We start from the raw sequence: 17,955 nt of genomic DNA, 5'->3' as shown, positions 1-17,955 counted from the left end.
GGGGCGACCCGTCCGCGGCCTAGGCGTACAGGTCCGCGGGCTCGTCGTAGGAGTCGTCCGACTCGAGTTCGCGGAACAGCAGCGCGTAGTCCTCGTGGTCGAGCCGGCAGCGGAGGTCGTCGAGCCCGCGTTCGAGCGTCTCCCGGCGCCGCACGAGCTCGCGGTAGGCCGGCGCCGACTCCGAGACGTGAGCGTCGTCGAGCGCGGCCAGCTTCTGGGTCGCCGCGAAGTACTGCCGGACGCGGTCGTCGTAGCGCGAGACGCGCACCAGCCGGTCGACCGCGTCGCGGAGTTCGTCCGCGTCGACGGGCTTCTCCAGGTACGCGTCGACCGGGAGCCCGACCACGTCGAGGTCGGCGGCGACGCCGGTGACGACCGCGACGCGGGCGTCGGCTCCGGACTCGCGGATGCGTTCGAGCGCGTCGTCGCCGTGGAGCCCGGGCATCCGCCGGTCCAGCAGCACCACGTCGACCGATCCGTCCAGTTCCTCGAGCACGTCGAGCGCCTCGGTCCCGCTCCCGGCGGTCGTCACGTCGTAGTCGTCGGCCAGCCGGTCGGCGTACAGCTCGCGCACGTCGACCTCGTCCTCGACGACGAGCACGTGCGGCCGCTCCCTCCCGTGCGAGTCGTCGGTCCCCCCGTCGGTGTGCTCCGCCATCGACGCTGCCTTCCGCCCGTTCCCTCCTCAAGCCCGCCGACGCGTTCGCCGGATTAAGCCGGATTCAGTCCGGCGCCCCGGCGGCCGTCGCGGGAGAACCGGCACGGTTTGCCCCGTCACGGTCGGTGCGGCGATTCGGCGGTCCCGCCGAGCCCGACACTCGCCGCCCGTCGGGGCGAGCGAGGATCGGCACGGGTGGATTCGACCAGGGCTCGGTGCGTATCGAGGCGTGCGGGCGGGGGCGGAGATCGGGCGGAGAACGGCGCCGTCACCGGCGGACCACTACCGCCGACGGCGCCGGAGACGACCGGGGCGATACTGAAACGGAATCGACGGCGAACGGAGCGTATTCCGGGTCTCGGTGTCGGTTTCACTTTCACCCCGGCACCGGGGAACGATTAAGTGGTCGGGCACGCGAGGGTCCGGTATCATGCCCGGGGACCCGGAGGACGGGATGCTCTCGTGGGACGAGTCCGTCTTCCGCGACGAGCACGTCTTCGAGATCGACTACGTCCCCGAGACGTTCCGCCACCGCGAGAGCCAGCTGGAGTCGCTGAAGTACGCGCTCCGGCCGGCCGCGCGCGGCTCGCGCCCGCTCAACACCGTCGTCCGCGGGCCCCCCGGGACCGGCAAGACCACCTCTGTGCAGAAGTTGTTCTCGGAGCTTCGCGCCCAGACGGACGTGCGCACCGTCCGGGTGAACTGCCAGGTCGACTCCACCCGCTACGCCGTGTTCTCGCGGATATTCGAGGGCATCTTCGACTACGAGCCGCCCAGCTCCGGCATCTCGTTCAAGAAACTGTTCGGCCAGATCGCCGACCGGCTCGTCGAGGAGGACGAGGTGCTCGTCGTCGCGCTCGACGACGTGAACTACCTGTTCTACGAGAACGAGGCCTCCGACGCGCTCTACTCGCTGCTGCGGGCCCACGAGGCCCACGCCGGCGCGAAGGTGGGCGTCATCTGCGTCTCCTCGGACCTCTCGCTGTCGGTCATCGAGGAGTTGGACTCGCGGGTGCAGTCCGTGTTCCGCCCCGAGGAGGTGTTCTTCCCGAAGTACGACGTCGACGAGGTGGTCGACATCCTCCGCGAGCGGGCGAAGCGGGGCTTCCACGACGGCGTCCTCGGCGCCACCGAGCTCGACCGGGTGGCGGAGCTGACCGCCGAGTCGGGCGACCTCCGCGTCGGCATCGACCTCCTGCGCCGGGCGGGCCTCAACGCCGAGATGCGCGCCTCCCGGACGATCAGCGTCGAGGACGTCGAGGAGGCGTACGACAAGTCGAAGTACGTCCACCTCTCGCGCAGCCTGCGGGGCCTCTCGGAGTCCGAGACGGCGCTCGTGGAGGTGCTCGCCGAGCACGACGGCGAGCAGGCCGGCTCCGTGTACGAGGCGTTCCACGACCGGACGGACCTCGGCTACACGCGCTACTCGGAGATCGTCAACAAGCTCGATCAGCTCGGCCTCGTCGAGACGGAGTACGCCGAGGTGGAGGGACGCGGCCGCTCGCGGTCGATCTCGCTCGCGTACGACCCCGAGGCGGTGCTGGAGCGGATCGAGGGATAGCGGACGGCCGGAGGGACCCGCCGCCCCGCCGCGGGCGGCGACGCTCAGTTCACTCCGACCCGGACCGCGGCCCCGTCGTCCCCGACGGCGACCCGTCGGCGTCGACCGGAGCCGTCCCCCCGTCGGATCCCGGCTCGTAGTCGTGGCCGAGGACCAACGCGACCGCGTTCGCCGCCAACAGCGCCGCCACCACGGCCAGTCCGGCGGGGGTGCGGGGGACGAAGAACAGCGCGATCAGCGACACGAACGGGAGGACGACGGCCGCCCAGAACGCCACCGCGGTGACGGTGAGTTCCGGGCGGCCGTCCGGGTGCCAGGTCCGGTCGGGGATCGGGAGACTGTCTCGGGAGGGGAGCCGGTCGGAGCTCCGAGGGCCGTCGATCGAGGGGAGCCGCTCCCGGAGGTCGCTCCGGCGGGTCGCGGCGTCCCGCTCCGGAGGGCGGCGTCGCGGCGGGGGAGCGGTCTCGTCGTCGGGCGGGGACATGCCACGCGGGAGGACGCGCTCGCAACGGTTAGGTACACGGCGGGTACCCCGTCCCGCCGGAGGTGTAACCGCGGGCTACCGGTCGGGTCCGCGGGCTCGCCGGCGCCGGCGGGGCCGAGGGAGAGCGGCAGCGTCGGGGTGACACGGACGTACCCGTCGCCGGGACGACGGCGGATCGAATCCCTGGCACACATCCGAAAGACATACTCGGCGCACCCGACACCCTCGCGTATGGACGCCTACGAGCTGATCACCCGGAACGCGACCGAGGTGGTCACCGACGAGGAGGTACACGCGCTAGCCGAGGAGCCCGAGGGCAAGCGGGTGTACGTCGGCTACGAGCCGTCCGGCGTCCTCCACATCGGGCACATGCTGACGGCGACCAAGCTCATCGACCTCCAGGAGGCGGGCTTCGAGGTGGTGGTCCTCCTCGCGGACGTGCACGCCTATCTCAACGACAAGGGGACGTTCGCGGAGATCCGCGAGACGGCCGAGCGGATGCGCGACCAGTTCCTCGCGTACGGGCTCGACGCCGACGCGACCGAGTTCGTCTACGGCTCGGAGTTCCAGCTGGACGAGGAGTACGTCCTCGACACCCACGAGCTGGAGCTGTCGACGACGCTCAACCGGGCGCAGCGCGCGATGGCGGAGATCCAGGGCGGCGACACCGCGAAGGTGAGCCACCTGGTGTACCCGCTGATGCAGGCGCTGGACATCGTCTACCTCGACCTCGACCTCGCGGTGGGCGGGCTGGACCAGCGCAAGGTCCACATGCTCCACCGCGAGCAGGTGCCCGCGATGGACGGAGAGAGCGACCACCGCTACGAGGCGCGCCCCTGCATCCACACGCCGATCCTCGCGGACCTGGACACCGGCGTCGGCAAGATGTCCTCCTCCTCGGGCACCACAATCTCGATGGAGGACTCGACGGCGGACATCGAGGAGAAGATCAACGGGGCGTTCTGCCCGCCCACGCGCGACCCCGACCCCGACGACGAGGGCAACGAGCGGGAGAACCCGGTGCTGGAGATCTTCGAGTACTCCGTGTTCCCGCGGTTCGAGACCGTCGTCGTCGAGCGGCCCGAGGAGTACGGCGGCGACCTGACGTACGACGAGTACGAGTCGCTGGCGGCGGACCTGGAGTCGGGGGAGCTCCACCCCGCGGACGCGAAGGGCGCGCTCGCCGACTACCTCGACCGGCTCATCGCCCCCGGCCGCGAGGTGCTCCGGGAGCTGGACGGGGAGTAGTTCGGAGAAACCGGACGGGACATCTCCGACGGACGATACGACCGGAGGGGGCGATACCGACGGACGCTCCGGCCGACGGGCGGCGACCGCGCGGGCGGTCGCGCGGTCACGCCGCGGCGGCGGGCGGGCGGCGACGGTCAGCCCTCGATGGGGATCGCCGTGCCGCTGGGGGCGGCGCCGGTGACGGCCGGGAGCGTCACCTCGAGGACGCCGTTCTCGTAGCGGGCGGAGATGGCGTCCTCGTCGACCTCGCGCGGGAAGCGGAAGCGTCGGTGGTACGTCTTCTTCCGGCCGCGCTCCTCGTCGGTGTGTTCGGCCGCGACGTTCAGGACGCCCTCGTCCCACGTGAGGTCGATCTCCTCCCGGTCGAAGCCGGGCATGTCGATGGTGAGGACGAACTCGCCGTCCTCCTCGTACAGTTCGTAGTCGGTACCGCCGAAGCCGCCCTGGCCGAACAGCCGGGACGGCAGGTCGAGACCCTGCATCCAGGAGCTCGCCGTGTTACTGGGGAGCGCCATGGCTGTTCACCTCGAATCCAGTTATTGATTGTTCGTGCTTCTATAAAAATGTTTTGTCCCCGAAAATGGGCGCTCCGGCGATCCCGCCGGGGCGACCGATCCCGGGAGCAGGGGGCCGACACCGGCAGCAGGACGACACCCGCGGCCGTCGCCCCTACGCGAAGCCGAACTGGCGAAGCAGATTGGTCGCGAGCCCCTTGACGACGAGTCCGGTGCCCACCAGCACGAGCGCGAGACCAGCGGCGACGACCGGAGCCGACCACGCGACGAGCGCGAGGCCGGCGAGCAGCAGCACGGCGCCGGCGACGCCGGCGGTGCCGAGTCTATCGATCATACCCGGTCGTCGGCGGTGGGCCTCAAAAGGCCGGCGGGTCGGTCCTCACGGCCGTGCCTCGAACGCGCCGAACAGCCCCTGCAGGACGAGCGGGCCGTCGGCCGTCTCGGCGGCGAACCGCTCGCGCAGGCGGTCGGCGGCCGCGGGCCCGAACTCGGGCACGCCGGCGAACTCGCGCATGGACGCGAGGTAGGCGACGAGCGCGTCGGGGTCGTCGACGACGGCCGACGAGTCGAGCGTGTGGAGGCGCACGTCGTCGAATGCCCGTTCCAGCGCCGCGCGGCCGTTCTCGACGACGAACGTCGACCCCGCGTTCGGCGGCGTCACGTCGTCGTCGAGCGTCTCGTCGGCGATCTCGAACAGCCGACGCTTGCTCCGCCGGGTCCTCGCCGTCGCGTAGAGCACGCCGTCCCCGGCGAGCACCCGCCGCAGTTCGCGGACGGCCGCGTCGAGGTCCGGGACGTGATACAGCATCTGGTTGGCGAACGCGACGTCCGCGGCGCCGTCCCGGACCGGCACGGCGCCCGCCTCGGCGACGGCGTAGCGGACGACGGGAGCCCCGTCGGGGGAGGTCCCGGCGTCGCCGGCGGCGTGACGGACCCCCGCGTCGACGCCGGCCTCGCGCAGTCGGTCGCGGGCGTCCCGGACCATTCCGGGGGAGACGTCCGTGAGCACCGCCTCGACGCCGCCCGGGATCCGGTCCGCGTTCGCGGCCCACAGCGACCCGTTCCCGCAGCCGACCTCCACGACGGTCCCCTCAGCCGGGACCTCGACGTGGTCGAACAGCCAGCGGTGCGGGTGGCGGTCGGCCGTCGAGAACCGCTCGTTGAACGAACCGCGGTCGGCGAGCGACGACGCGTCGGCGTACTGAGCGACGAGGTCTTCGTCGGCCGGTGGCATATCCCGGGTCGCGCCGCCGCCGGCAAAACGGTTCGGGACGGCCCGCGGTGCTCCCGGACGGGGCGACTGGACGCCGGTGAACGGGGAGAGCGCCGTGCGGACCCGCCGTCCGCGCCGGTCCGTTCCCGCCGAGTTTAACTGTCGGACGCGAGAACACAGGAGTATGAGCGACGGCGACGGGACGGGTCGAAAGAACCTCAGGATGCCTGACGACGACGAAGTGTTCGCCGAGGTGACCGAGATGCTCGGCGCCAACCGCGTGAAGGTGCGGTGTCTCGACGGCGTCGAGCGCACCGCGCGCATCCCCGGCCGGATGCAGAAGCGCACCTGGATCCGCGAGGGCGACATCGTCCTCGTGAGCCCGTGGGACTGGCAGGACGAGAAGGCGGACATCGAGCACCGCTACGAGAGCCAGGAGGCCGACCAACTCCGCGAGGAGGGCCACATCTGAGCCGGGTGGGGCGCCGGGGCGACCGCTCCAGTTCGGCCTCCGCCCCCTCCCCTCAGACGACCGCCGGGATCGTCGCCGCGGCGGCGCTCGTCGCGACGCCGACGACGATCGAGTAGGTGAAGTTCACGAGCGTCCCCGCGAGGTACCACGTGGTGTCGCCGCTGGTCATGTCCTCGCGCCTGACGATCGACTTCGCGGCGAACACCAGCCCCAGCGCGGTGTAGGCGCCCACGAACACCAGCGTGAGCACGAGCACGTTCTCGCACTTGCCGATCACGCGGCCGGTATCGCGCTGGTCGGCGTCGATCCCGGACGACAGGTCGGTGCCGGTCCAGCGTTCGAGGAAGTAGCCCACCACGGGGGAACTCGTCGCGAGCAGCGCCACGTACCCCGCGAGGTACACCGTCCCGACGACGAGCACGTCTCCGACGGTCGCCGCGGAATCGGGCGACGTCGACAGTCCGACCTGCATCGTTCTCGTCGCTCGGTTCGGCTCGTAATCAACGATCCGGTTCGGCGCCCAGCGCCCGCTCGATCCGGGCCTCGGCCCGCCTGACGCGGTCGTAGCGAGCGGCCGAGAGCGTCTTCGACACCGCCTGCGTGCTCACGCCGAGCGCCTCGGCGACGGCCGTCTGCGTCTCGTGTCGGCGGTAGGCCCGCACGACCTCTGCCTGGCGATCGGTCCACTCCTCGCGGACCGCGAGGGCGAGATCGCCCGCGGCCGTCGCGAGGTCGTCGGCGCGCGCGTCCCCGGTGTCGACGAGAAAGGCGCCGCCCGCGTCGGTTAGCTCCGCCAGCGCCTCGTCGGCGCGGTGGAACGCCGGCCCGTCCATCGCGGTCACGTCGCTCGCGCCGGGGTTCACGTCGACCGCGCCCGCGACGACGGCGTAGCGGGCGACCGTCGGGTGGAGCCGCTCCTGGATCGTCCGCACGACCCCGTAGGCGACCCCGGGGTCGCGAAGCGTCCCGCCGAACTCGTCGGCGCCCTTGATCGGCGCGAACGCCGCGCCGACGGCGTCGGCGTACTCCTCGTTGACCGCCGCCAGCGCCTCCTCGATCCGGTCGCGCAGCGCCTCGCGGTCCGGATCGCTCCGGGAGTCGACCACGTCGCCCAGAACCACGTGCGTCCGTTCGGTCCCGTTCACTGGTGCTTCGTCTCCCGACAACAGGACACAACCATAAATAGTTGACTCTGGTATTATCAACTAAATATGGTTGAACTATGGACGGGCCGGACGGAGTCGGGTCGCGGCCGGATCGCGGCGGAACCGTCGCGTCGTCGGCCACGGGTGCCGGTGCTTTTCACGCCCGGGTGCGTACACGGGGACAGATGACCGGAGAGTTCGGGTTCGTCGAGCCCGACGAGGCGGACGCGCCGGGCGACGAGTGGGAGGACCTCGACGTCGACGAGATCGCACGGACCGAGGCAGACCGCATCGCCCGCAGACAGGACGACGAGTTCGACGAGTTCCGCAAGCGGATCAAGGACACCGAGCAGTTCAAGGTGGAGGCGTCGGTGTTCGACGACGCCACTCTGGCGGCCCTCTACAAGCTCACCCGCGACGGCCACATCGTCGCGTTCGGCGGCCCGATCTCGACCGGCAAGGAGGCGAACGTCTACGAGGCGCTGGGCGCCGACGACCGCGAGGTGGCCGCGAAGGTGTACCGGATCAACACCTCGAACTTCCGGCACATGCGCGACTACCTCGAGGGGGACCCCCGCTTCGAGGGCATCGGCTCCGACAAGAAGAAGGTCGTCCTCGCGTGGGTGCGCAAGGAGTTCGCGAACCTCTCGCGCGCCCGGAAGGCCGGCGTGCGGGTGCCCGAGCCGATCGCCGTCCAGCGAAACGTCCTCGTGATGGAGCTGGTCGGACACGCCGACGACCGCGCCCGCCGGCTCGCGGAGGTCGACGTGGAGAACCCCGAGACCGCCTACGAGGTGGTCCGCGAGTACATGCGCCGGCTCTACTCCGCGGGGCTGATCCACGGCGACCTCTCGGAGTACAACCTCATCATCCACGAGGGGGAGCTGGTCGTCATCGACCTGGGACAGGCGGTGACGGTCCACCACCCAAGCGCCGAGGAGTTCCTCCGGCGCGACTGCCGCAACGTCGCCTCCTTCTTCTCCCGGCAGGGGCTCGACGTCGAGGGCGAGGCGGTGCGCGAGTACGTCACGGCGCCGGATCCGGAGCCGGCGGCCGAGCCCGACCCCGACACCGACCCGAACCCGGCCGACCGCGCCGGCGACGGGGACGGGTAGCCGCGAGGGATCGCGCCGACCGACACTGCCAAGCGCCCCGCCGTTCACCCGTCCGACATGAGCGACCGCGACGGGCCGGCGGGGTCGGACGACGACCGGGGCGCGGTCGACGACGACACCGTCGACCCCGCGGCCGACGCGTTCGACCCGGCGGCGGCGTTCGCCCTCCTCGGCGACGCGACGCGCCTGCGCATCCTCAGGGAGCTGTGGGAGGCCCAGCGCGACGCCGACGACCTCGGCGGCGGCGGCGTCCCGTTCGAGACGCTCCGCGACCGCGCCGGCGTCGACGACTCGGGACGGTTCAACTACCACCTCGGGAGGCTGACCGACCGCTTCGTCGAGCGGACCGACGGGGGGTACCGACTACGCTTCGCGGGGAGCCGCGTCGTCGGGGCGCTCCTGGAGGGGACGTACGCGCCGGGCGACGACCTGACGATGCCGGTCGACGGCGCCTGCTGGGCCTGCGAGGGCGACCTCGAACTCCGCTACGCCGACGAGCGGGTGCACGTCCGGTGCGCCGACTGCGGCGTCGACACCACCGACTTCGGCTGTCCGCCGGGCGTGCTGGCGGGCCGGCCGGCCGAGGAGGTCCCGCGGGTGGTGGACACGCACCTCCGGACGCTGCTTGCGCGGGCGCGTCGCGGAATCTGTCCCAACTGTTCGGGCCCGATGCGCGTCTCGGTCGGTCCGGCGGGAGCGGCGCCCGAGCGGCGGGACGACGACGCCGAAGCGGCCGAGGACGAGGACGCGCCGGTGGCGACCGTCCGCTGTGATCGGTGCGGCGACCGCATCCGCGCCGGGCTGCCCACGGTGCTGTTCGACCGGCCGGCCGTGACCGCGTTCTGCTACGACCGCGGCCTCGACCCCGAGGCGAAACCGCTGTGGGTGGTACTCGACGGTCTCGACGCGGAGGCGACCGCGCTCGGCGGCGACCCCTACCGCGCGAGCGTCACCTTCCACGCCGGCGACGACGCGCTGACGGTGACGGTCGACGCCGACGGCGCCGTCGTCGCCGTCGAGGAGACGGCCTGAACGGCGAGGTCGACGGAGCGGGGAACGCCGACGGTCGACGGATCCCCGACAGAAGCGGCGTTCTGCGGGCACCCCGACAGAAGTGTCATTCTGCGACAGTATATCCGGCGGGCGCGCCTGCCGACGGGTATGCGATCACTCCGCTCCAACCGGGCGTTCCGGCGACTGTTCGCCGGGCGGCTGGTGACGAACGCCGGCGACAGCCTGTATGCGGTCGCGGCGATGTGGCTCGTGTACGACCTCACGGGTTCGACGGCGTACACCGGGCTGGCGGGCGCGCTCACGATGGGGCCGCAGCTGCTGCAGGCGTTCGTCGGCCCGCTCGTGGACCGCTGGCCGCTCCGGCGGCTGCTCGTGAGCACCCAGCTCGTGCAGGCGGTGGTCGTCCTCGCGGTGCCGGCGGCGTGGACGCTCGGCGTCCGCTCGGTCGAGCTGGTGCTCGTCGTCGTGCCGGCGCTCTCGCTGGTAAACCAGTTCGTCTACCCGGCGCAGTCGGCCGCCCTCCCGCGGATCGTCGACGACGACGAGTTGGCCGACGCGAACGCGGCGTTCTCGTTCGCCTACCAGGGCGCGGACCTGGTGTTCAACGGGCTCGCCGGGGCGCTCATCGCGCTCGTGGGCGCGGTGGCGTTGTACGCGATCGACTCGCTGACGTTCCTCGCGGCGGCCGTGCTGTTCGCGGGCGTCGTCGTCCCCCGGGCGGGGGCCGGCGACGTTCGCGGGTCCGCCGACGGCGACGCGGACGCCGAGGTCGACGGCGTCGAGCCGGTTCGCGAGGCCGCGGCGGCGACGCCGGAACCGACGGCCGACGGCGGGGAGCCGACGGCCTACCGCGACCGGCTGGCGGCGGGCGTCGCGTTCGTTCGGGGGACGCCGCTGGTGTGGATGCTGGGCGGCGGCGTGTTGGCGAACGGCCTGCTGGGCGCGACGATGGCCGTGCTGCCCGCGTTCGCCGACGGCCTGGGGGGCGCGGGCGCGTACGGAACGATCCGGGCGGCGACGGCGGCGGGGCTGCTCGTCGGCGCGCTGGCCGGCGGGCGGCTGGCGCGGGTCGGCTTCGCGCGGGTGTGGGTGACGGGCTTCGCGGTCGCCGCCGTCGCGTGGGCGGCGGCGCTGGTCGCCCCGACGCTCGCGGCGACGGCCGCGCTGCTGGCGGTCGCGCTCGTGCCGGTCGGCGTCACGAACGTCCTCGCGGCGACGATGATCCAGCGGATGGTTCCCGACGACTTCCTCGGGCGGGTGAGCGCCCTCCTCGGGTCGGCCTCGGTGGCGGTGATGCCGGTCGGCTCGCTCGCGGGCGGACTGCTGGGCGAGACCGTCGGCGTGTGGGCGACGATGGCGCTCGGGGCCGTGGGGCTGGCGTCGGTCGCCGTGTACGTCCTCGCGGTGCCGTCGCTTCGGCGGCTCCCGCCCGTCGCCGAGGCGACGACGCTGGAGGCGTAGCCGGTCGGCGAGTGGCTCGTCCGGATCCGCCGCGATCCGCCGCGGACGGCCCGTGCGGGCGTGTGACGCGGCGGGTTCCCGAGGGAACCCTTAACCGCGTCCGGCCGGAAATCGGGTGTATGCAGCACGTGAAGGTTCCGCAGGACCGCATCGGCGTGCTCATCGGCGAGGGCGGCGAGACGATGCGGGAGATCGAGGAGCGCGCCGAGGTCCGGCTGGACATCGACTCCGAGTCGGGCTCGGTCGCCATCGACGCCGTCGGCGACCCGGTCTCCGGGCTCGTCGCGCCCGACATCGTCCGCGCCATCGGGCGCGGGTTCACCCCCGAGTCCGCCCTGTCGCTGTTGGAGCACGACCTGCGACGGTTCGAGTTGGTCGACCTGGCCGCCGAGACGCGAAACAAGAACGACCTCCAGCGCCAGAAGGGCCGCCTCATCGGCGAGAACGGCCGCACGCGCGAGCTGATGGAGGACCTCTCGGGCGCCGAGGTCGTCATCAAGGGCACCACCCTTGGCGTCATCGGCCAGCCCGAGGAGGTCGAGGCCGTCCGCCGCGCGACGGGGATGATCCTCGACGGCGCCCCCCACGGCGCCGTCTACTCGTTCCTCGAGCGCAAGCACAACGAGATCCACGGCGCGCCCGACCTCTCGACTCCCTCGGGAAGCGCCGAGGAGCCGCGGTGAGCCGGTAGCCGCGGGAGCGCCGCCCCCAGCCGCCCGGGTCCGCGGGTCCGATCCGACCCGACCCGCTCCGGTCCCGTTCGGTCCCGTTCCCGCAGGTCCCGTTCTCACGTCGCCCGCAGCCGCGGCGCCACGAACGCCTCCACGCGCCCGCGGCCGTCCGCGACCTCGTACTCGACGCCGAGTGGTGCCTCCCGACCGAGGGTGACGCGCACGTCCGTCCCCGACGGGACCGCGCGCTCGATGCACTCCAGATACGACAGCGAGAACAGCGACTCGGCCTCGCCCGCCTCGAACGCCGCCGCCTCCTCGGCGGGCACGACGAACCGCACGTCGTCGGTGTCGCCGTCGGCCGACGCGACGAACGCGCCCTCGCCGGGGTCGACGCCGAGCGAGAGGTGGTCGGCGACCATCCCCGCGGCCGTCACGACCCGCCCCACGGTCTCGCCGGGGAGCGTCAGCGCCGCGGTGTGCTCGAAGCCCAGTTCCTCGACCTCGGGCGGACCACGGACGCTCTCGGGGTCGAACAGCCCCATCGCGTACTCCAGTTCGCCGGCGACGACGTGGAGCCGGAACCGCTCCGGATCGAACGCGAGCGTCACCGGGTCGTCGCCGTCGGCCGTCCCGAGGACCTCCCGGAGCCGGTTCACGTCGACGCCGACGGTCGTGCCGTCGGCCTCGTAGGCCGCCGCCGCCGACGCCGACAGCTCCACCTCCACGGCCGCGACCGTCGCGGGGTCCATCGCGGCCGCCCGGATCCCGTCGGGACCGAACGTCAGCCGACACTCGTCCACGAGCGACCCGACCGCCGCGAGCAGGGGGATCGAGCGTCCCCGCCCGCACCCGTACCCTGACCGGCGCCCCGTCCGGGACGGCCGGAGTCTGTCCGTCCGACGCCTCCGTCGTCTCGGTCGTGTCCGTCGTGTCCGTCGTGTCCGACATCGGCGGATCGGCGTCCTGTCGGGGCATAAGTATTTTTGCGATCGAACGGATAGATACTTCGTATCGAGTTATGAAGTTATATATGGTTCTATTTCATACCCCGTTTTAGATTATGAGCGGCGAGCGCGAACGGGGGATACTCAGCCCGGCGGACCGGGCGTACCTCCGCGGGGAGACGGAGTTCGCGAGCGTGCAGTCCGAGCGGAACGCGCGGGCGCGCATCCGCGACAGGGTACACGCGGGGCTGTACGACTTCGAACTGCTGGTGGAGCGCCTCGCCGAGCGGGACCGACGGCTGGTGTTCGAGGACCGCCTCGACCGCGAGGGGACCGCCGCCTTCGACGCGCTGGTCTCGGCGGTGGCGTTCCTCTACCGCGGCGTCGACGACACCGACCTCGACTTCGAGACCGTGCTCTCGGAGGGGATCAACCTCGCGGAGGCGGGCGAGGGGCGCGCGGCGACCGTCGACCTCGACGTGACGTTCCGGGCGCTGAGCGTCGCCGAGGTGCGCCGGAAGATGCACGAGGGGGAGCCGCTGTCGCTGACGGAACTGGCGTTCGCGGACACCCGGACCGAGATATCCGGCGACGAGTTCGCCGAATACGTCCGCGACGGCCACGACGACGGGGTCGTCGACGATGCCGGCGTCGGCGACGGCCGGATCCAGTCGCGGGTCACGGACTTCTGACGCCGCGGGGCCGCCGGGATCGTATATAAAGAATTCGTGACAAGCCATCACACACGGCCAAATCCGGGTCGTGCGACGCGTTGACGAACCGCTGCCGAAACATACTTATAGAATCGAAAACAATCAGGGAGTGACTCATGTCTCAGCGCCAGCGGATGGGCAACCAGCCCATGATCGTACTCTCGGAGGACAGCCAGCGAACGTCGGGCAAGGACGCCCAGTCGATGAACATCACGGCCGGCAAGGCCGTCGCCGAGTCCGTTCGGACCACCCTCGGTCCGAAAGGGATGGACAAGATGCTCGTCGACTCCTCGGGCGGCGTCGTCGTCACGAACGACGGCGTGACCATCCTGAAGGAGATGGACATCGACCACCCGGCGGCCAACATGATCGTCGAGGTCTCCGAGACCCAGGAGGACGAGGTCGGAGACGGCACGACGACGGCCGTCGTCATCGCCGGCGAGCTCCTCGACCAGGCCGAGGAGCTCATCGACTCGGAGGTCCACCCGACGACCATCGCCCAGGGCTACCGTCAGGCCGCCGAGAAGGCCAAGGAGGTCCTCACCGAGGACGCCATCGAGGTCACCGCCGACGACCGCGAGACGCTCGAGAAGATCGCCTCGACGGCGATGACCGGCAAGGGCGCCGAGTCCGCCCGCGACACGCTCGCGGAGCTCGTCGTCGACGCCGTCCTCGCCGTCCGCGACGACGACGGCACCGTCGACACCGACAACGTCTCCGTCGAGACGGTCGTCGGGGGCGCCATCGGTAACTCCGAGCTCATCGAGGGCGTCATCGTCGACAAGGAGCGCGTCGACGAGAACATGCCCTACGCCGTCGAGGACGCCAACGTCGCCCTCTTCGACGGCGCCATCGAGGTCAAGGAGACCGAGATCGACGCCGAGGTCAACGTCACCGACCCCGACCAGCTCCAGCAGTTCCTCGACCAGGAGGAGCAGCAGCTCAAGGAGATGGTCGACAAGCTGGTCGACGTCGGCACGGACGTCGTCTTCGTCGGCGACGGCATCGACGACATGGCCCAGCACTACCTCGCGCAGGAGGGCATCCTCGCCGTCCGCCGCGCGAAGGACTCCGACCTGCAGCGGCTGGCCCGCTCGACGGGCGGCCGCGTCGTCGCCAACCTCGACGACATCACCGAGGACGACCTCGGCTTCGCGGGCTCGGTCGCCCAGAAGGACATCGGCGGCGACGAGCGCATCTTCGTCGAGGACGTCGAGGACGCCAAGAGCGTCACGCTCGTCCTCCGCGGCGGCACCGAGCACGTCGTCGACGAGGTCGAGCGCGCCATCGAGGACTCGCTGGGCGTCGTCCGCACGACGCTGCAGGACGGGCAGGTGCTCCCCGGCGGCGGCGCCCCCGAGACGGAGCTGGCGCTGCGGCTGCGTGACTTCGCCGACTCCGTCGGCGGCCGCGAGCAGCTGGCCGTCGAGGCGTTCGCCGACGCGCTGGAGGTCATCCCGCGCACCCTCGCCGAGAACGCGGGCCTCGACCCGATCGACTCGCTGGTCGACCTGCGCGCCCGCCACGACGGCGGCGAGTTCGGCGCCGGCCTCGACGCCTACACCGGCGACGTGATCGACATGGACGCCGAGGGCGTCGTCGAGCCGCTCCGCGTCAAGACGCAGGCCATCGAGTCCGCCACCGAGGCGGCGACGATGATCCTCCGCATCGACGACGTCATCGCCGCCGGCGACCTGAAGGGCGGCGGCTCCGACGACGACGACGAGCCCGCCGGCGGCCCCGGCGGCGCCGGCGGCATGGGCGGCATGGGCGGTATGGGCGGCATGGGCGGCGCGATGTGAAGTAGGCTCACAGCCACCCACCCCAGCCACCCGCCGACGCCGACACGCACCGCCCCCCGACCGATCCTCGATTCTTTCGACGCTTCCCCCGGTAGCGACGGCGCCGGCGGTCCCTTTTCAGTCCCCGTCGCGTACGGCCGGAGGACCGTGACCGCGACCGTCCGCCCGGCCCGCGACGCCGACCTCCCGTCGCTGGTCCTGCTCGCCCGCGAGCACGGCGGCAGCGAGGCGCCCCCCGAGGCCGTCCGCGAGCGGTACCGGGCGCACCCGGACCTGTTCGTCGTCGCCGTCGCCGCCGACGGCGTCGTCGTCGGGGAGGCACACGGGCGACCGCGGCGGCCCGAGGAGGACCCGACCGGCGAGGGTCCGGACGCGGTCGTGCTCGACCGGATCGCGGTTGTGCCGGACCGACGCGACGAGGGCGTCGGCCGACGGCTCCTCGCCGAGTTCGAGGAGCACGCGGCCGGGCACGCCCCGCGGGTCGAGGTCGCCGCCGCGGGCGAAGTGGAGTGGTTCTACCGCGCGTGCGGCTACGAGCCCTGGGCGGTGCTGGTGCAGGGGGCCGATCCCGACCCCGCCGGGGCCCGCCGGCGCGTCGACGACGGCGACCGGGTCCTCGGAGGACGCCGCGTCGACGGCGAGTCCCGGCTCTACGTCGAGCCGTCGGCGTTCGCGGAGGGGACAGCCGAGCGACTGGTCGACCGACTCGACGCGCGCTCGGCGAACACGCTGTACCGGAAGCGGGTTCGGTAGACCGTCCGCTCAGATCCCGGGCACGACGCCGCCGAGCACGAGCACGAGCGCGACGGTGAGCACGAACAGGCCGAGCGAGAACACCCGCAGGCGCGCCCGACGGCTCCGGGCCACGTCCGGGAGGTCCCCGGCCGACCCGCGGCCGGGCGACGCGCCGCCGTCGAAGCCGAGGAGGCCGCGGTGCTGTTCGCGCCCGCGGTCGGCCTCCGGGGGGCGCATCCCGCCGGTGTCGGCGGCGGTCACGGCGACCAGCGCGGCCGCCGCGCCCATCGACAGCGCGAGGACGGCGAGCCCCGGGTCCCAGCCGAGCAGCCACGCGAGCCCCACCGCGGCGGCGACGCTGCCGACGGGGTAGGCGACCCCGACACGCGCGTACGCCAGCGCCCGCCGTCGGTCCATGTGCGCCGGTCCGGGCGGCGGACCGATAGCCGTTGCGCTGTCGCGTCGCGAGCGCGCCGCGACGACCGCGACCGTCGCCGGCCGACCCCGCCCGCGATGGGTTTTCCCCCCCGTGTCGACACCAGGTGGTATGAGCAGAGAATTGGACGGCGCCGCGGGCGGCAGCTCCGACGGGACGGCCGACGGCGGATCGGCGTTCGGTCGCGACGACGCCCGCGCGGTCGCCGACGCCCACGCCGACGCGCTCGCGTCGCTCCGGGACGCGCTCGACGGCGACGGGGACCCCGTCGACCGCGACGCCGTCGGCGACTGGCGGACGCTGTTCCCCGGCGCGGTCGTGACGCCCGCCGATCCCCGGTACGGCGAGGCCCGGCGCGTCTGGAACGGCCTGTGCGAGGCGTTCCCGGCGGCCGTCGCCTACCCCGCCACCCCAGAGGGCGTCGCGCGCGTCGTCGGGACCGCGCGGGCGACGGGGCTGGGGATCGCCACCCGGTCGGTCGGACACTCCTCGGTCGGCACCGCCGTCGGCGACGGCGTCCTCGTGTGCGACGTGGGGTCGATGCGCCGGGTAGACGTGGACCCGGCGGCCGGCACCGCGACCGTCGAACCGGGGGTCACCATCGGCGAGCTCGACGCCGCGACGACCGAGCACGGCCTCGCGACGCCCCAGGGCGTCGCCCCCGAGGTGGGCGTGGCCGGCCTGACGCTCGGCGGCGGGACGGGCTACCTCTCGCGGGCGCACGGCCTCGCGTGCGACCGTCTCGCCCGCGTCGACCTCGTGACGGCCGCGGGGGACAACGCGGGGGCGAGCGCGGACGCCAACCCTGACCTGTTCCGGGCGGTCCGGGGCGCCGGCGGCGACTTCGGAGTCGCCGTCGAACTGGAGTTCGACCTCGTTCCGGTCCCCGAGGAACTGGCGATGTGCGACACGTGGTTCCCGGTCGACGACGCCGAGGACGTCGCCGCGCTCCTCCGCGCGTACCGCCGGCACCAGCGCGAGGCCCCGCGGGAGACGAACGTGTCGCCGTACGTGACGCGCGTCCCCGACGACCCGTCGTTCCCGGACGACCGCGCGGGCGACCTCGCGCTGTGCGTCCTCGGCGCCCACGCCGGCCCGCCCGCCGAGGGCGAGCGCGCGCTCGCGCCGTTCCGCTCGCTCGGCGCGAGCGACGCGGACCCGCTGTTCGACCACGCCGAGCGGGTGCCGTACGTCGACCTCCAGGCGTACCTCGGCGGCGGGTCGCCCGCCGGCGACCGCTACTACTGGACGTCCGTCGCCGTCGAGACGTTCACGGACGACCTGGTCGACCTCGTCGCCGGGCGGATGGCCGCGCTCCCCGGCCCCCGCGACACCGTCGTCGTCTGGCCGCTGGGCGGCGCGGTCGCGGACCTCGGCCCGGCGGAGACGGCGGTGCCCGAGCGCGACGCCGAAGTCGTGCTCAACTTCGAGGCGCAGTGGGCCGACCCGGCCGACGACTGCGCGCACCTGTCGTGGGCGCGCGAGTCCGTCGACCGGGTCCGCGCGGTCGGCGAGGCCGCCGGCGAACTCCCGAACTTCTCGGGGACCGAGCGCGGCCCCGACGCCGCCCGGGACGTGTACGCCGACAACTACGGCTGGCTCCGGGAGGTGAAGGAATCGTGGGACCCCGACGGCGTGTTCGCCCCGAGCGGACGCCTGTGAGCCGTCGGCGACTGGGAACGTCCGTCGCACGGCCGACGGATCGTTCACGCTCGATCATTCGTTTGGCGGCCTCTACCATCCGATATCCAGGGAACGAGGT

20 protein-coding genes are annotated in these 17,955 nt (G+C 72.6%); 11 read left to right on the top strand and 9 right to left on the bottom strand.

The window, feature by feature from the left end:
* Nucleotides 1-19 precede the first annotated feature (19 nt).
* Nucleotides 20-658, bottom strand: a complete 639-nt coding sequence (locus ACQUQ1_RS15990) for a response regulator (protein ID WP_435065313.1) — start codon at nucleotides 656-658, stop codon at nucleotides 20-22.
* 430 nt (nucleotides 659-1,088) lie between these two features.
* Between ACQUQ1_RS15990 and ACQUQ1_RS15985 the strand changes: the two genes are divergently transcribed.
* Nucleotides 1,089-2,219 (top strand): ORC1-type DNA replication protein, encoded by a 1,131-nt coding sequence (locus ACQUQ1_RS15985; RefSeq protein WP_435065312.1) that lies wholly within the window; start codon nucleotides 1,089-1,091, stop codon nucleotides 2,217-2,219.
* Nucleotides 2,220-2,268: 49 nt separating this feature from the next.
* Here ACQUQ1_RS15985 and ACQUQ1_RS15980 read toward each other — a convergent pair whose 3' ends face one another.
* On the bottom strand, nucleotides 2,269-2,703 hold the full coding sequence (locus tag ACQUQ1_RS15980; protein WP_435065311.1) for a hypothetical protein: 435 nt from the start codon (nucleotides 2,701-2,703) through the stop codon (nucleotides 2,269-2,271).
* Nucleotides 2,704-2,934: 231 nt separating this feature from the next.
* Between ACQUQ1_RS15980 and ACQUQ1_RS15975 the strand changes: the two genes are divergently transcribed.
* Entirely contained in the window at nucleotides 2,935-3,951 is a 1,017-nt protein-coding gene (locus tag ACQUQ1_RS15975) for a tyrosine--tRNA ligase (protein WP_435065310.1), read from the top strand.
* A gap of 137 nt (nucleotides 3,952-4,088) precedes the next feature.
* On the opposite strand, the gene ACQUQ1_RS15970 is transcribed toward ACQUQ1_RS15975, so the two are convergent.
* The 3 genes from ACQUQ1_RS15970 to ACQUQ1_RS15960 all read right to left on the bottom strand — a co-directional run bounded on the left by ACQUQ1_RS15970 (nucleotide 4,089) and on the right by ACQUQ1_RS15960 (nucleotide 5,703).
* Nucleotides 4,089-4,469 carry an Hsp20/alpha crystallin family protein gene (locus tag ACQUQ1_RS15970; RefSeq protein ID WP_435065309.1) on the bottom strand — a complete coding sequence of 127 codons (381 nt, stop codon included), beginning with the start codon at nucleotides 4,467-4,469 and terminating at the stop codon, nucleotides 4,089-4,091.
* Nucleotides 4,470-4,623: 154 nt separating this feature from the next.
* Nucleotides 4,624-4,803 carry a DUF7470 family protein gene (locus tag ACQUQ1_RS15965; protein ID WP_435065308.1) on the bottom strand — a complete coding sequence of 60 codons (180 nt, stop codon included), beginning with the start codon at nucleotides 4,801-4,803 and terminating at the stop codon, nucleotides 4,624-4,626.
* A gap of 45 nt (nucleotides 4,804-4,848) precedes the next feature.
* Nucleotides 4,849-5,703, bottom strand: coding sequence for a class I SAM-dependent methyltransferase (locus ACQUQ1_RS15960; protein ID WP_435065307.1), 855 nt, complete (start codon nucleotides 5,701-5,703; stop codon nucleotides 4,849-4,851).
* 163 nt (nucleotides 5,704-5,866) lie between these two features.
* On the opposite strand from ACQUQ1_RS15960, the gene eif1A reads away from it, so the two are divergent.
* The gene (gene eif1A / locus ACQUQ1_RS15955) at nucleotides 5,867-6,154 is read left to right on the top strand and encodes a translation initiation factor eIF-1A (RefSeq protein WP_435065306.1); all 288 of its coding nucleotides are present in this window, start codon (nucleotides 5,867-5,869) and stop codon (nucleotides 6,152-6,154) included.
* Nucleotides 6,155-6,206: 52 nt separating this feature from the next.
* Here eif1A and ACQUQ1_RS15950 read toward each other — a convergent pair whose 3' ends face one another.
* Nucleotides 6,207-6,626, bottom strand: coding sequence for a hypothetical protein (locus ACQUQ1_RS15950; RefSeq protein ID WP_435065305.1), 420 nt, complete (start codon nucleotides 6,624-6,626; stop codon nucleotides 6,207-6,209).
* 28 nt (nucleotides 6,627-6,654) lie between these two features.
* Complete coding sequence (locus ACQUQ1_RS15945) at nucleotides 6,655-7,299, bottom strand: SatD family protein (protein ID WP_435065304.1); 645 nt, start codon at nucleotides 7,297-7,299, stop codon at nucleotides 6,655-6,657.
* 185 nt (nucleotides 7,300-7,484) lie between these two features.
* On the opposite strand from ACQUQ1_RS15945, the gene rio1 reads away from it, so the two are divergent.
* From rio1 to ACQUQ1_RS15925, 4 genes are all read left to right on the top strand, one after another.
* Nucleotides 7,485-8,414: a serine/threonine-protein kinase Rio1 gene (gene rio1 / locus ACQUQ1_RS15940; RefSeq protein ID WP_435065303.1), complete on the top strand. Its 930-nt coding sequence runs from the start codon at nucleotides 7,485-7,487 to the stop codon at nucleotides 8,412-8,414.
* 57 nt (nucleotides 8,415-8,471) lie between these two features.
* A complete protein-coding gene (locus ACQUQ1_RS15935; protein ID WP_435065302.1) occupies nucleotides 8,472-9,446 on the top strand; it encodes a DUF7351 domain-containing protein in 975 nt (324 codons plus the stop codon).
* 129 nt (nucleotides 9,447-9,575) lie between these two features.
* On the top strand, nucleotides 9,576-10,889 hold the full coding sequence (locus ACQUQ1_RS15930) for an MFS transporter (protein ID WP_435065301.1): 1,314 nt from the start codon (nucleotides 9,576-9,578) through the stop codon (nucleotides 10,887-10,889).
* A 119-nt stretch (nucleotides 10,890-11,008) separates the two neighbouring features.
* Entirely contained in the window at nucleotides 11,009-11,572 is a 564-nt protein-coding gene (locus ACQUQ1_RS15925; protein WP_435065300.1) for a KH domain-containing protein, read from the top strand.
* Between the two features lie 104 nt (nucleotides 11,573-11,676).
* Here ACQUQ1_RS15925 and ACQUQ1_RS15920 read toward each other — a convergent pair whose 3' ends face one another.
* Nucleotides 11,677-12,387: a DNA polymerase sliding clamp gene (locus ACQUQ1_RS15920; RefSeq protein WP_435065337.1), complete on the bottom strand. Its 711-nt coding sequence runs from the start codon at nucleotides 12,385-12,387 to the stop codon at nucleotides 11,677-11,679.
* A 236-nt stretch (nucleotides 12,388-12,623) separates the two neighbouring features.
* On the opposite strand from ACQUQ1_RS15920, the gene ACQUQ1_RS15915 reads away from it, so the two are divergent.
* The 3 genes from ACQUQ1_RS15915 to ACQUQ1_RS15905 all read left to right on the top strand — a co-directional run bounded on the left by ACQUQ1_RS15915 (nucleotide 12,624) and on the right by ACQUQ1_RS15905 (nucleotide 15,775).
* Entirely contained in the window at nucleotides 12,624-13,199 is a 576-nt protein-coding gene (locus ACQUQ1_RS15915; RefSeq protein ID WP_435065299.1) for a hypothetical protein, read from the top strand.
* A gap of 170 nt (nucleotides 13,200-13,369) precedes the next feature.
* Nucleotides 13,370-15,022 (top strand): thermosome subunit alpha, encoded by a 1,653-nt coding sequence (gene thsA / locus ACQUQ1_RS15910; protein WP_435065336.1) that lies wholly within the window; start codon nucleotides 13,370-13,372, stop codon nucleotides 15,020-15,022.
* A 147-nt stretch (nucleotides 15,023-15,169) separates the two neighbouring features.
* Nucleotides 15,170-15,775 carry a GNAT family N-acetyltransferase gene (locus tag ACQUQ1_RS15905; protein WP_435065298.1) on the top strand — a complete coding sequence of 202 codons (606 nt, stop codon included), beginning with the start codon at nucleotides 15,170-15,172 and terminating at the stop codon, nucleotides 15,773-15,775.
* A 9-nt stretch (nucleotides 15,776-15,784) separates the two neighbouring features.
* Here ACQUQ1_RS15905 and ACQUQ1_RS15900 read toward each other — a convergent pair whose 3' ends face one another.
* Nucleotides 15,785-16,174 (bottom strand): hypothetical protein, encoded by a 390-nt coding sequence (locus tag ACQUQ1_RS15900; protein ID WP_435065297.1) that lies wholly within the window; start codon nucleotides 16,172-16,174, stop codon nucleotides 15,785-15,787.
* Between the two features lie 130 nt (nucleotides 16,175-16,304).
* Between ACQUQ1_RS15900 and ACQUQ1_RS15895 the strand changes: the two genes are divergently transcribed.
* Entirely contained in the window at nucleotides 16,305-17,855 is a 1,551-nt protein-coding gene (locus ACQUQ1_RS15895; RefSeq protein WP_435065296.1) for an FAD-binding oxidoreductase, read from the top strand.
* Nucleotides 17,856-17,955: the final 100 nt, after the last annotated feature.

It is taken from the genome of Halobaculum sp. EA56, assembly GCF_051195075.1.
In the GTDB taxonomy this organism is placed as follows: Archaea; Halobacteriota; Halobacteria; order Halobacteriales; family Haloferacaceae; genus Halobaculum.
The sequence above is the reverse complement of the archived record's forward strand: the minus strand, read 5'-3'. Positions and strand labels throughout refer to the sequence as shown.

Excerpts from the sequence above, each read along its gene's own strand:
- ACQUQ1_RS15990 (WP_435065313.1), bottom strand. The coding sequence starts at position 658 with ATGGCGGAGCACACCGACGGGGGGACCGACGACTCGCACGGGAGGGAG.
- ACQUQ1_RS15985 (WP_435065312.1), top strand. The coding sequence starts at position 1,089 with ATGCCCGGGGACCCGGAGGACGGGATGCTCTCGTGGGACGAGTCCGTC.
- ACQUQ1_RS15980 (WP_435065311.1), bottom strand. The coding sequence starts at position 2,703 with ATGTCCCCGCCCGACGACGAGACCGCTCCCCCGCCGCGACGCCGCCCT.
- ACQUQ1_RS15975 (WP_435065310.1), top strand. The coding sequence starts at position 2,935 with ATGGACGCCTACGAGCTGATCACCCGGAACGCGACCGAGGTGGTCACC.
- ACQUQ1_RS15970 (WP_435065309.1), bottom strand. The coding sequence starts at position 4,469 with ATGGCGCTCCCCAGTAACACGGCGAGCTCCTGGATGCAGGGTCTCGAC.
- ACQUQ1_RS15965 (WP_435065308.1), bottom strand. The coding sequence starts at position 4,803 with ATGATCGATAGACTCGGCACCGCCGGCGTCGCCGGCGCCGTGCTGCTG.
- ACQUQ1_RS15960 (WP_435065307.1), bottom strand. The coding sequence starts at position 5,703 with ATGCCACCGGCCGACGAAGACCTCGTCGCTCAGTACGCCGACGCGTCG.
- eif1A (WP_435065306.1), top strand. The coding sequence starts at position 5,867 with ATGAGCGACGGCGACGGGACGGGTCGAAAGAACCTCAGGATGCCTGAC.
- ACQUQ1_RS15950 (WP_435065305.1), bottom strand. The coding sequence starts at position 6,626 with ATGCAGGTCGGACTGTCGACGTCGCCCGATTCCGCGGCGACCGTCGGA.
- rio1 (WP_435065303.1), top strand. The coding sequence starts at position 7,485 with ATGACCGGAGAGTTCGGGTTCGTCGAGCCCGACGAGGCGGACGCGCCG.
- ACQUQ1_RS15935 (WP_435065302.1), top strand. The coding sequence starts at position 8,472 with ATGAGCGACCGCGACGGGCCGGCGGGGTCGGACGACGACCGGGGCGCG.
- ACQUQ1_RS15930 (WP_435065301.1), top strand. The coding sequence starts at position 9,576 with ATGCGATCACTCCGCTCCAACCGGGCGTTCCGGCGACTGTTCGCCGGG.
- ACQUQ1_RS15925 (WP_435065300.1), top strand. The coding sequence starts at position 11,009 with ATGCAGCACGTGAAGGTTCCGCAGGACCGCATCGGCGTGCTCATCGGC.
- ACQUQ1_RS15915 (WP_435065299.1), top strand. The coding sequence starts at position 12,624 with ATGAGCGGCGAGCGCGAACGGGGGATACTCAGCCCGGCGGACCGGGCG.
- thsA (WP_435065336.1), top strand. The coding sequence starts at position 13,370 with ATGATCGTACTCTCGGAGGACAGCCAGCGAACGTCGGGCAAGGACGCC.
- ACQUQ1_RS15900 (WP_435065297.1), bottom strand. The coding sequence starts at position 16,174 with ATGGACCGACGGCGGGCGCTGGCGTACGCGCGTGTCGGGGTCGCCTAC.
- ACQUQ1_RS15895 (WP_435065296.1), top strand. The coding sequence starts at position 16,305 with ATGAGCAGAGAATTGGACGGCGCCGCGGGCGGCAGCTCCGACGGGACG.